The organism is Campylobacter sp. 2014D-0259, assembly GCF_008000505.1.
Taxonomy (GTDB): Bacteria; Campylobacterota; Campylobacteria; order Campylobacterales; family Campylobacteraceae; genus Campylobacter_D; species Campylobacter_D jejuni.
On the sequence record NZ_VOAQ01000012.1, the window covers coordinates 14,539 to 27,113 of the forward strand.

A 12,575-nucleotide genomic window follows, 5' to 3' on the forward strand; every position below is an offset into this window, starting at 1 on the left:
TCACCAAAAAACCGTACAATTAAATTTTATAGTGTCAAGTAAAAAATTTAAGGTATTGTGATGAAAAATTATAATAAAGTGCTAAAAACCAAAAAAACAGAAAACTTTAGTAACAGTAAAAATTATGAGGAGCAAGTAGTGAATTGGCAACAATACTTTCCAACTTATCATTTTGATTATAAAAAAATAGAGATATTGCTTTAGAGGAATATAAATTTTGTTGCAAAATTCTTGAAAGTGAAGAAAGAATTTTCGATAATTTAATCAAATATATGCTTACATTTGGGACAATTATTATCTCTCTTTTATCAGGTGCAAGTGAAAAAATAAAAGCAATATTTAAAGATGTAACAGAAAATCCAAACTATATTATATGGTTTATTATTGCTTTGGTATTGCTATTTTTTATCTTTATGACAAAAAATTTTGCAGAAAAGCAAAAGTCTATTATTTTTGCAAAACGAAAAATTATCATACTAAGAAGAATGCTCGGAATGGATTATGGAACTCAAGAATTTTTATTTAAAAAAGGTATGCTTGAAGGTGCCAATATGCCTTTTAGCATTAAACTAAGATTCAATTATTTATATCACATTATTCCTATTCTATGTGTTACAGCATTATTGATTATAATACATATGTTTTTAGGATATTCTTTAATGTATGCCATTGTTTTTAATAGCATAATAATCATAGCATTGTATTTATTTTATATTTATTGTATTTTAGATATAAATGAGACAATACTTTTAGTTATTATTAGAATATTATTTTCAAGATTAGGAATAAATTTTGTGGATAATTTTGAACACGTTTTATATAGAGCTAAATTATCAGCTTATGAATGCAAAAGACAAAAAATTGATTTAGATAACCTTAAAAAAATACTAGTTGCGATTGAAGATCAAAAATTTTATCAGCACAAAGGAGTAGATTTTAAAGCATTATGTAGAGCTTTGTTATCTCGCGGTAGAAAAATACCTTTTTTTAATAAAATATCTTTTATTAAAAATATTCCATTTACCGGTGGTTCTACTATTACTCAGCAACTTTTCAGGACTTTGTTTATTGAAAATATGAATAAAAAAAGATATCGAAGAAAGATAGCTGAAATTCTTTTAAGTTATCTTTGGTTTAATAAAATTTTAAGCAAAGAAGAGCAACTTGAAATTTATCTGAGTGCTGTACGCTTCGATAAAAAAATATTTGGAATAATGCAAGCAATACGACATTTTTACGGTGGTGATAAATATATTAAAAATCTTTCAAAGGCTCAATCCTTTTTTCTTATTGAGCGCGTTTCTGTTACGAGTGGAACAATGCTTCCAAAAGTGATTGATACTATCGTAAGACTAGAAAAAGAAAAAATTTTAAACAAAGAGGATATTGAAGATATTATTAAAATATATACTAAAGCTCAACAAGATAATAAAATTACAGTATTTTTTAAGAATAGAAATATTCTAGAAGAATTATCCAAAAAATATAAACATCAAAACTAGTGTTTTATATAGCATTATTCTTTTGCTTTGTATTTTCTCACTCCAAAAAACCGCACGAAAAAATTCCATAGTGCCAAGTTAAAATGATGTAATAAAAAAAATAAAAGGTTAAAAATGACAAATACACAAATCAATGACAAGATTTTAGAACTAGCTAATTATTTAAAAATAGACAATAAATGTGTTGCCCATAATGCTAGATTACAATCCATACAAATCAATGGTGCTGTTATAAAGAATTTTAGTTTTAAATTATTTAATGAGTATAAATTATCATTTTTCAATTGCAAATTTTTATGTGAAATAAACGAAGCTCCTGGTTTTTTCGAGATAGAAAATCCAGTTTATATCTATGGTTGTACTTTTGAAGAAAATGTTATTTCATATAATATCAAATTTAAAAGCAATGTGGTTATAGCTTATTGTCGTTTTAATAAAAATTTTTATTTTGAGGCAAATACATTTTGTAATTCGTCTAATTTTGAAAGAAATTTTTATAATTATGCTAGTTTCAAAAAAAGCCATTTTGAAAAAAATGTAACTTTTTATAATTCTACTTTTAAAGGTTTAGATTTTTCACAAGCAATTTTCAATGAAAATTTAAATATAGTTAATACAAAATTAAATTTTACTTTTTCTAATTTAGAAGAAAAAATTGAACAAGAATATGAAGAGTTTAATAAAAATAAAAAAGAAGAAGATCAAAAATCCTTAGATAAATTTGCAAATGATTTTAGAGATTCTTTTAGGACTTTTAAAAGTGCTTTGATAAAAGATAACAATGCCTTAGATGCTTCAAATTTTCATAAATACGAGCTTTATTGTAAAGAGATAGAGCTAAAACAAAATTGGGATAAAAAAGGTGAGAATGTAAAAAATACGACAGATTTAGAAAAAAATGTTTCGAGAATTCGGGATTTTATGGATTTTTTACTTTTAGGATTTTATAGAAAGCTTTGTGATCATCATACAGACTTTTTAAAGGTTTTTAATAATCTTATATTATTAATTGCTTTGTATGCTTTGTTTGTTTTTGGTTTTACTTGGCTTCACGATGATAAACTAGAAGATACAAGAGCGATTTTAACTTTATTTGGATTTTTTGATAAATTTAGGCTTTATTTTGATATCATAAGCACTATTTTTGTAGTTTTTGGATGTGGTTTTTTTGTTTGTAAATTAGATTCATATGAAAAGAAAAACAATGTTTCAAAAAAACAAAACATAAATTTTATATATATCATTGGTGATTTTTTGAATTTGATTAAAAGCTTATTGTTCGCATCCTTTATCCCTTGTGTTTTTTATGGGTTATTTTCATTATTTGGATTTTTTTTAAATTTAGGTAAAGACTTTGGATATTCATTACTTATAAATACTTTGTTTGTTAGTTTATATATTTGTTTAGTTTATACCAAATCTTTGTTTTTTGGTAGATATGTGGTGCTTATCTTTTCATATATAGTATTTATTATAATGCTCATAAAACAACCTAATGTAATTCACCCTTTAATAGGAAAAATCGCAAACGAATCTGATAAATTTTTTAATTATCCAAGCTTAATAGTGCTAAACATACTATATACCATACTTTTAGCTTTGGTTCTTTTCTCACTCCAAAAAACCGCACGAAAAAATTCCATAGTGCCAAGCTAAGCCTTAAAGCTTAGCTTGAATTTTATCATCAATCTTTTAAGTAGTATTCTATAGTAGAAACCACTCTTATGGTTTTGATGTAAGGGGTATTTTTATCCCTGTTGCTGATGCTAAATTGCCCTTGAGAAGCCTTTTTTATCTTGCCTAGATGGCTGTTTGAATCTTGTGCGAATTTTATCGCTGCATTTCTAGCATTGAGCGTTGCTTCTTCTATCATTTGAGGTTTTATATCATTTAGCTTGGTGTAAAGGTATTCTATGTCATAATTATCGATTTTCGTTACTATGCCAAATTTTGCAAGACTTGAAATGTTTTCTAGTATGCTTTTTCCAAGCTTTACATTTTGCGTGTAGATGAGTAAATTCGCAGTGCCTATGTATCGGTATGTAGCTTGAGTGTCGTTGCCATAAGGATCGCTTAAACGATCTATGATATTTGGCGAGTTGTAGCTGATCTCATCTTCTTTTACGCCTTGTTCTTTTAAAAATTTGATGATATTTTCTTTATCTTGTTCTAGTTCTTCGTATAAATTTGTAAGATTATTGTTTGATCTTGTGAATTTTATAGGAAGTATCAAAGTATCTGCTTCGACTTCTTTTTGGCTTAAACCCTTTACACTTACACTTCTTTCAAGAGTTTTAAAATCACTTAAAGCCTTGTTAAATCCAAAAGCTAGAATCAAACTTGCTAAAACTATGGCTAAAGCCATAAAGATATTATTTGTTTTCATTTTTTTCCTTTATTTTGATTAGAAAATATATCATATTTGCAACCAATACGCAAGCACACATTACAAAAGCAAGGATTATCGGCGTATTTGCGTTAATAGCCCCAACCACAAAAGAAATAAGCCCTGCAAAACCAAATTGCACCGTTCCAAGCACCGCAGAAGCAGTTCCGCTATGTTCTTTAAACCTTGCCATGGCTAAAGTCGTGGTATTAGGTGCGATGAAACCAAGCATAGCGATACTTGTAAAAATGCTAAGTTCAAAAAGCAAGAAATTTGGATGAAAAAAGGCATTTACAAGTAAAATCACGGTCGATATAAACATTATCATCAAAGCTTTTGCCAAAATTTTTTCGCTTTCGTATTTTAAAACCAATCTCGCATTGATATTTGCACAGATGACAAAACCTAAAGCATTTGCCCCAAAAAGCAAAGCAAATTTTTGCTCACTCAAGCCAAAAAACTGCGTAAAAACAAAGCTTGATCCTGTGATATAAGCAAACATCGCCGCCAAAGCAAAAGAAGCACATAGTATATAAACCAAAAAGCGTTTATCGCTTAAAACAAATTTGTAGCTTTTCATCGCTTCATGATGGGAAAATTTTTTGTTTTTAAGATGAGGTGCGGACTCTTTTAAACCAAAAAGTATCATCAAAAAAAGTAAAATTCCCAAAGCAAACAAAGTCGCAAAAATACTATGCCATGAAAAATACTCTAACAAAAATCCCCCAAAAGTTGGTGAAAGCATAGGAGCAAGAGAACTAAAAACCATCATCAAAGCAAAAATCCCTGCAGCTTCTTTGATCTCAAATAAGTCATTGACAATAGCCCTTGCGATAACCACACCTGCACAACCCCCAAGTGCTTCAAAAAATCTCAAAGCGATAAAAGCATAAATATCATCGATAATCACACAAAACAAACTCGAAACGATGAAGAAAAATATCCCTACCAAAGCTGGAATTTTACGCCCAAAAATATCACTTAAAGGCCCATATATAAGCTGTCCTAAGGCAAAAGCGATAAAAAAACTTGCAATACTAAGTTGGGTTAAAAAAGAATTAGTTTGAAAACTTTGCTCCACATGAGAAAGTGCAGGTAGATACATATCTGTAGAAAGTGGTGCTATGCTTGACATCAAAGCAAGGATAACGATGAGTTTAAATTTAGCAAAGCCGTGAATTTTGGTGTGTTTTTGCATTTGTAATCCTAATTATTCTAAAAGAATGATTTTAACAAGTCAATCTTAGAATAATCTTTGTTTTTCTATGTTAAATTTAGAGAAAAATTCTAAGGAAATTTTATGCAAAATTTAAACCAAAATGAACAAATCAAATGCCCAAGTTGTGGAAGTTTTATCGATATCAGCACTGCTTTATATGCTCAAATTTTAGATAAAGCTAAGCAAGAAATGCTAAAACAAAAAAAAGAATTTGATGATGAGGTAAATGCTAAAAGAGCTGAATATACCAAAGCTTTAAATGATTTAAAAACTCAAAAGATAGAACAAGAAAAACTCATAAACGAGCAAGTAAGCCAAAAGCTTCTTTTAGAAAAGCAAAAATTTGAACAAGAACTTCTCGCGCAAAAGCAAAATTTCCAAAAAGAATTCAGCGAGAAATTTAACAAAGAGCATGAAAATGAAATGAAAATCATGCAAGAAGAACTCGAGAAAAAAAGCAAAGAACTTAGCGAGTTTTTAAGCATAAAGGCTGAAAATGAAAGGCTAAAAAGAGAGCAAAAAGAAAATGAAGAAAGATTGAAATTTCAAGCCAAAGAAGAGGCTTTTAAAGAATTTAAAGAACAAGAAAGCAAAAATTTGGAATTTGAAAGAGAAAAAATGCGTCTTGAATTTCAAAAAAGTACTCAAGAGCAAGATCTTAAATACAAAGAACTAGAAACGAATTTTAAAAGTGTAGCTCAAAAGCTAGAAGACGCACAACGCAGGATAGAACAAGGCTCACAGCAACTCCAAGGCGAAGCAGCCGAACTACTCATAGAAGAATACATACAAAGTGAGTATTTAAGCGATGAAGTAAAAGAAGTGCCAAAAGGCGTAAATGGAGCGGATTGTCTGCATATAGTAAAGGATAATTTTGGAAATATTTGCGGAAGTATTTTATATGAGAGCAAACGCACTAAAGAATTTAATAAAGAATGGCTTGATAAGCTTAAGCTAGACAGCATAGCCGCAAAAAGTGATATAGCGGTTTTGATCACAAAGACTATGCCAAAAGATAAAGAAAAAACGCATTTTAAAGAAGGAATTTTGATCTGTACTTTTAATGAATTCAAAGGTGTTTTAGCAGTGCTTAGAGAAAGCATTATAAACGCTTATAAACTCAAAAATGCCTTGCAAAACAAAGATGAAAAAAATCACATTTTATACGAATACTTAAATTCTAAGGAATTTAACACGCAAATCACTTTTATACTCAAAACTTACCAAAATATGAAAGAAGAGTTAGAAGCTGAAAAAAGGGCTTTGCAAAATATATGGAAAAAAAGAGAAAGAGCTATAGAAAATCTAAGTTTTAATTCCACTGCCATAGTGAGTTCTTTAAATGCGATATTTAGTGATTTACAAGGTGGAAATTTGATAGGCGAAGAAGGGATTAAAAGTCTTGAAAATTTAGCAAAAGATGAGGATTAATTTTGGGCTTAGCCCAAAATTAATCATTCTCCTGGGAAGTGATTTGGATTTTTCCAAGGTCCGTATTTTACTTTTATGTATTCTTTAGGGTCTAAATTTTGTTGCGGTGAGGCAAAATACTCAGGTTTTAATGATGGGGATTTGCTATAAGCTGTATCAAGTCCTGCACGATTTTCTGTAGTGGTTATAGGCATTCTTACAAAACCTGTATTGACATAAGCTGCTATATCTAGTACATCTTCATCGCTTAATATAGGATTATCCGCACTCGCACCAAAAGGCATGGCTGATTTTAAAAATCTTGCTAAAAATGGTATCATAGCCATGTGTCCACCATCAGGATAGATAAGTAAAGATGGATATAAATGTCCGCTACCTTGTTCGTAATTATCATTTTTTACCCCAAGTCCTCTTTCGCCATGGCAAGCAACGCAATTTTCTTCAAAGAGTTTTTTTCCACGCACAGGGTCAGCTGGGCGATTTGGAAAATTCATCTTAGCGAAAAAATCTCCTTCAAGCTTTACGCCGTCTTTGATGCCATAAGCTTCTTTTAGCCATTTAAAATAAGCTAAAATTGCTTTCATTTCTTTAGAATCATTAGGAAATCTATGAGAGTCAGTTCCACCCATTCCGCGAATTCTATCTTCAACAGAGATGATTTTCATCGTTTCTATATCAAGTCTTGGATAATTGTTTAGGACATTTAAAAATGGAATAACATATTTTTTTGTCCCTGGTAAACCATTGCCGTCATTGTCCATGTGACAGGAAATACAGTTTACTTCGTTGCTTGTCTTTTTTAGCTTGCTATAGGGTCCTAGAGTACTTTCTGTCTTGCTTAAAAGCTCTATGCCATAACGGATTAAATCCCCTTGCTTGCCTTTTGGAACATCATTGATGCTTAAATTTTTATTTGGTCATTCTTGCACAGGTCTTTTGGAAAGCTCCTTAAAATACTCTACTCCTTCCTTGTCGCTTAATTCTTCTCCTACTTTGTAATCACTCACGCTTTTAGCACTAAGACTCAAACTAAGACATAAGCCAAGCAATAAAATGTGTTTTTTCATGATTTTCCTCCTTTTTATTTGCAGTTCAAATTGATTTTAATGTATTTTTTCTTAAATATTAAGCATAATAAGAATAATTTAAATAAAATTAAATTTTAAAGTGTTACTAAAAGTAATATATCTTTAAAGTATATAATTAATATTTATTAAAATTTTATGATATTAACTTTATATTAATTATTTAAATAATTTATTTTTTATAGAATTTAGATTTTCTTCTAAATCTTTGAAATTGCTTTCTAAATCTTTTTTTATATCTATAAAGAAAGGATTGCTTAAAGTAGCAATAAGATAATGATTTTCTTTAGAAAAAACATGATTTAAAGTGAAATTTTTATCTTGAAGTTTGATATAAATTTGCTCTTCATTTTCAAAGCTAGGATTTTTGTTTGCACTTAAAATTTCGAGCAAAATTCCGCAAAAAAAGCGTTTATTTTCGTCCAAAAACTGAATATCATAAATTTTAAAATCCTTAAATTCAAAGCAGTTTTGACTTTTAAATTCTTTCAAATCCTTTGTAAGTCCTAATTTTAAAAAGTCTTTTTGGCTTAAACTTTGCTTTTTAAATTTTGCCCCAAAACGACGCAAAAATAAATTTAAAGCATTAATTTGTAATTCTTTTTGTGCGAGTTTTAGTTTTTTAGCTGTAAAACGAAAGAAAAAAACACCTACAAAAACAGCTAAAATTACTGCGATTAAGGCATCTCTTATAAAAACAAAGGCTAAAAAACCTACAAGTAAGGCTTCGATAATGCTTAGGAATTTTAAGATTCCTAAGCGTTTAAGTATATAAAGTCTATTATTTTCTAAGCTTTTTAAATCCATTAAGATTTTGCTTTTTCCATTCTTTTTCTTTGAGTTGGGTCAAGATAGCGTTTGCGAACACGCACATTTACAGGTGTAACTTCTACAAGTTCATCTTCTTCTATCCACTCTAAAGCTCTTTCAAGACTTAATTTTCTAGGTGGCACAAGTTTGATTGCATCATCGCTTCCACTTGCTCTTACATTGGTAAGATTCTTTCCTTTGATAGGATTAACATCTAAATCATTTGGACGAGAGTGCTCACCTATAATCATACCGGTATAAACTTTAGTTTGAGGCTCTATGAAAAGTACTCCACGCTCTTGAAGGTTAAACAAAGAATACCCTAAAGCCACGCCATTTTCCATAGAAATTAACGCTCCATTATTACGCTTTTCAACCGCACCGCTAAAAGGACGGAATTCTAAAAAGCTATGATTCATCACGCCTTCGCCTTTGGTATCAGTTAAAAACTGACTTCTAAAACCTATAAGTCCGCGTGCTGGAATTTCAAACTCAAGCCTTGTTTGTCCATCGCCCGTTGGTGCCATGGTTTTCATTTCAGCTTTTCTTTTGCCAAGTTTTTCTATTACCGCACCGCTAAATTCTTCAGGCACATCGATAACTAAATGTTCAAAAGGTTCTGTTTTAACTCCATCTTCAACTTTTACGATAACTTCAGGTCTTCCCATGCAAAACTCAAAACCTTCACGACGCATATTTTCAGCTAAAATAGTGATTTGAAGTTCGCCCCTACCGCTTACTTTAAATTTACCTTCGCCTGTGCTTTCGTATTTCATAGCAATATTAGTTTTCATTTCAGCTTCTAAGCGTTCAGCGATTTTATTTGAAGTTACATGTTTTCCTTCAGTTCCTGCTAATGGTCCATCATTTACAGAAAATACTATGCTTAAAGTCGGCTCTTCAATGTGTAAAGGATCAAGTGGCATAGGATTGTTTGGATCTACAACGCTATCGCCAACATCTAAAGCTTCAAAACCTGCTATAGCTACAATATCTCCACTTCCTGCTTCTTCAATATCCATTTTTTCTAAGCCCATAAAACCAATGAGTTTTGAAATTCTACCATTTACTTTGGTGCCATCAGCTTTTGCAAGCATTACGCTTTGATTTTTCTTAACAACCCCATTGAAAATTCTAGCAATGCCTATTTTACCTACGAAATTATCATACCCTAAAGTGAAAACTTGAAGTTGTAAAGGATTGTCATTTGTACCACTTGGCGCTGGAACGCGTTCAAGTATGGTTTTAAAAAGTGGTTCCATATTATCACTTTCATCGTTTAGATCAAGCTTAGCATAACCATTTTTTGCTGCAGCATAAACTATAGCAAAGTCAAGTTGCTCATCGTTTGCATCTAGGGCTACAAAAAGATCAAAAATTTCATTGATCACTCTTTCAGGATCAGCAGCTGGTTTGTCGATTTTGTTGATTACAACTATAGGTTTAAGCCCTAAAGATAAAGCTTTTTTAACCACGAATTTAGTTTGCGGCATAACGCCTTCTTGAGCATCCACTAAAAGCAAAACTCCATCAATCATTTTTAAAACGCGTTCTACTTCTCCGCCAAAATCAGCATGCCCTGGAGTATCTATGATGTTGATTTTTGTACCTTTGTAATTGATCGCTGTGTTTTTTGAAAGTATGGTAATACCGCGTTCTTTTTCTATATCGTTGCTATCCATAACGCGTTCTGAAATTTGTTCTCTTTCGCTAAAGGTGCCTGATTGTTTTAACAATTCATCTACCATAGTGGTTTTACCATGGTCAACGTGAGCTATAACTGCTATATTTCTAATGTTTTCCAAATTTTCTTCTCCAAAGCTAAATTTTTAAAAGCTTAGATTATACAAAAATTTAACTTAAACTACAAAGCATCAAAACTTGGAACACTTCTTGCTTTAAAGACTTGTGAAATTAAAATTTTAAAAAGGAAGTTAAAATGTCAAAACCATTAAATGAAGAGATTTTTATTGAATTTAAAAGCGATTTAGCTGAGAGAAAAAATGAAGTTTTACTTCAAGTTTTAGAACTTTTAGAAACTTTTAGATCAGATAAAAATGAAAAAATGGCAAGAATTTCAAGTGAGCTTACAGAAATTTTAGAAAATGAAGAAAATTTAGAAAAAATTTTAAATGCTAAAAATTTAGAAGAGCTTTTAAATATTTTAATTGCTTTAAATGAAGATAAGATGATTAAAGTATATGAAGATTCTTATTTGAAAGAAAAATTTCCTAATGTAATGGTAGATAAATTTTTAAAATAATTTTTTTTGAAGGAAAAGTGATGTCAAATTTAGCTCCGCAAAATGATGTTTTAAATCTTACGCCGAGTAAAACTTCTAATACTAGTAGTTCCTTTAGTAAAACGAGTAAAAATAAAGAACATGAAAGTAGCGATAGTAAAAATTCAACTCAAGATGATACGGAAAGTTTTTTAAATTCTTTGCTTAATTCTATTGATGAAACCAATGAATTTTTACCTGATCATATGAAGATCAGTCAAAAAGAAGTTGTTAGTGAAGCGATGAACAGACTTCAAAAAGGAGCTTTTGATGAGAGTGATAAGATAAGCATTTTCGAATCTGCTTCTTTTATGCAAATTCTTTCTTTGTTGGATAAGCTAAAAACAGATACAGCAGATGTTAAACTAGCAAATCTTTCTACTCAACTTTCAAGTCTTATTAAAACAGAGGCTAATTTTAATGCTTTAAAAGGTGCATCAAATCTTAGTGAGCTTTTGGACATAGCTAAAGATCTGGGCTTAAATGTAAAAAATATTAAAGTAGATCGTCTTCTTGATCTTAAAGCAACTTTTCCAAATTTAGATAAGGCTGATTTTTTTAAGGGTGCTGTGGATAATGTTTTTAAAGAAATCATCAATAATAAAATTTCCAATGTGAGTAAAAATTTAAATCACAATTTAGAAAATACAACTCATACTACAAGCACTCATTCTACGCAAAAAACAAATTCTAAAGATAGCGGTTCTTTGCTTTCTCAAACTTTAAAAAATTTAGATTCCATACTTTCATCCAAAGAAAGCAAACACGAAAAAAACGATAAAGTTAAATCAAAAATAGAAGAAGATACCACAGATACTAAAAATACTTTAAAAAATATCAAAAATGATGAGTTTGCAAAAAATTTAACAGAAGAGTTAAATATAAAAGATAAAAAAAACCAAGATAGTTTAAATAAAGATAACAATCTTAAAGATTTAAATAAAGAAAGCAAAGACTTAAACAAAGATTTTAATAAAGAGTTAAATAAAAATCAAGAAAAAAACAATTTAAATCAAGAAAATATACAAGATCAAAATAAAAATTTAAAGAACAATGATCAAAATTTAAATCTTGATAAAAATTTAAATAAAGAAATTGTCAAAGATACTCAGAATTTAGTTTCCAATTTAACACAAAAAGATTTTAATCTAAATAAAGAGCCTAAAAACAACAACAAAGAAAATAAAGATATAAAACAAAATTTCTTTGATCAAAAATTAAATTTTGAAAATTTAAATAAAACTCAAGTAGTTCAAAACAAAGAGAATAATGCAAATTTTAATAATAATACTACTAATAAAGAAACTTTTACTCAAGAGCAAACAAAAACGCACAGTGAAAATGTAGATAAAAATAGCTTAGATGAGTTAAATTCTTTAGTTAAAGATTTAAATAAAGTAACACAAAACAATGCTCGCAATATCACTCCTAAAGAAACTTTGCAGTATTTTTCACAAGATTTAAAAGAGGCTGTGGATCAATACAAAGCGCCTATTACTAAACTTAGTATCACTCTAAATCCTAATAATCTTGGAGAAGTGGAGGTAACTTTGATACAAAGAGGTAATAACCTTCATATCAATTTCAACTCCAATGCCAATGCAATGAATTTGTTTATCCAAAATCAAGCCGAGTTTAAAAATTCTCTTGTAAATATGGGATTTACTGGACTTGAAATGAATTTTAGTGATCAAGGCAAAAGAGAGCAAAATCAAAATCAAGGAAAAAATCGTAGTGGATATGGTTTTAAAGATGCTTTAGATGGAAAAAATGAAAGTGAAAAAGTCAATCTAGAGCTTGTTTTAGCGAAGTATTTCTAAGTTGGAACACTTATTGCTTAAATAATAAAAAACTAAATAAA

General features: G+C 29.5%; 10 protein-coding genes and 2 pseudogenes. 7 read left to right on the forward strand and 5 right to left on the reverse strand.

The genetic code is table 11. From position 1 onward, the window contains the following. Positions 1 to 60: 60 nt before the first annotated feature. The 4 genes and pseudogenes from SR63_RS08605 to SR63_RS02140 all read left to right on the forward strand — a co-directional run bounded on the left by SR63_RS08605 (position 61) and on the right by SR63_RS02140 (position 3,158). On the forward strand, positions 61 to 204 hold the full coding sequence (locus SR63_RS08605; RefSeq protein ID WP_002870328.1) for a hypothetical protein: 144 nt from the start codon (positions 61 to 63) through the stop codon (positions 202 to 204). A gap of 68 nt (positions 205 to 272) precedes the next feature. After that, entirely contained in the window at positions 273 to 1,502 is a 1,230-nt protein-coding gene (locus SR63_RS02135) for a biosynthetic peptidoglycan transglycosylase (protein WP_002870329.1), read from the forward strand. Then, positions 1,498 to 1,584, forward strand: a pseudogene (locus SR63_RS08740) (hypothetical protein); the annotation flags it as partial. The gene SR63_RS02135 and the pseudogene SR63_RS08740, both read left to right, overlap by 5 nt. A gap of 32 nt (positions 1,585 to 1,616) precedes the next feature. Further along, positions 1,617 to 3,158 carry a pentapeptide repeat-containing protein gene (locus SR63_RS02140; protein WP_009881536.1) on the forward strand — a complete coding sequence of 514 codons (1,542 nt, stop codon included), beginning with the start codon at positions 1,617 to 1,619 and terminating at the stop codon, positions 3,156 to 3,158. Between the two features lie 28 nt (positions 3,159 to 3,186). Here the strand turns inward: SR63_RS02140 and SR63_RS02145 are convergent, their stop codons facing one another. Beyond that, positions 3,187 to 3,888, reverse strand: coding sequence for an SIMPL domain-containing protein (locus SR63_RS02145; protein ID WP_002868973.1), 702 nt, complete (start codon positions 3,886 to 3,888; stop codon positions 3,187 to 3,189). Next, positions 3,875 to 5,086 (reverse strand): multidrug effflux MFS transporter, encoded by a 1,212-nt coding sequence (locus SR63_RS02150; protein WP_009881539.1) that lies wholly within the window; start codon positions 5,084 to 5,086, stop codon positions 3,875 to 3,877. The genes SR63_RS02145 and SR63_RS02150 overlap by 14 nt, the downstream gene beginning before the upstream one ends. Positions 5,087 to 5,188: 102 nt before the next feature. On the opposite strand from SR63_RS02150, the gene SR63_RS02155 reads away from it, so the two are divergent. Then, a complete protein-coding gene (locus tag SR63_RS02155; protein WP_002868975.1) occupies positions 5,189 to 6,538 on the forward strand; it encodes a DUF2130 domain-containing protein in 1,350 nt (449 codons plus the stop codon). A 23-nt stretch (positions 6,539 to 6,561) separates the two neighbouring features. Here the strand turns inward: SR63_RS02155 and SR63_RS02160 are convergent. The 3 genes and pseudogenes from SR63_RS02160 to typA all read right to left on the reverse strand — a co-directional run bounded on the left by SR63_RS02160 (position 6,562) and on the right by typA (position 10,238). Beyond that, positions 6,562 to 7,605 (reverse strand): annotated as a pseudogene (locus SR63_RS02160) (c-type cytochrome). A gap of 177 nt (positions 7,606 to 7,782) precedes the next feature. After that, positions 7,783 to 8,430 (reverse strand): hypothetical protein, encoded by a 648-nt coding sequence (locus SR63_RS02165; RefSeq protein ID WP_002866317.1) that lies wholly within the window; start codon positions 8,428 to 8,430, stop codon positions 7,783 to 7,785. Next, positions 8,430 to 10,238 carry a translational GTPase TypA gene (typA, locus tag SR63_RS02170; RefSeq protein ID WP_002799607.1) on the reverse strand — a complete coding sequence of 603 codons (1,809 nt, stop codon included), beginning with the start codon at positions 10,236 to 10,238 and terminating at the stop codon, positions 8,430 to 8,432. Before typA ends, SR63_RS02165 begins: the two co-directional genes overlap by 1 nt. 134 nt (positions 10,239 to 10,372) lie before the next feature. Here typA and SR63_RS02175 point away from each other — a divergent pair, with 134 nt between their 5' ends. Together SR63_RS02175 and SR63_RS02180 are read left to right on the forward strand one after the other, a co-directional pair. After that, positions 10,373 to 10,696: a hypothetical protein gene (locus SR63_RS02175; RefSeq protein WP_002824650.1), complete on the forward strand. Its 324-nt coding sequence runs from the start codon at positions 10,373 to 10,375 to the stop codon at positions 10,694 to 10,696. 17 nt (positions 10,697 to 10,713) lie between these two features. Continuing rightward, entirely contained in the window at positions 10,714 to 12,534 is a 1,821-nt protein-coding gene (locus SR63_RS02180) for a flagellar hook-length control protein FliK (RefSeq protein WP_072238625.1), read from the forward strand. Positions 12,535 to 12,575 lie beyond the last annotated feature (41 nt).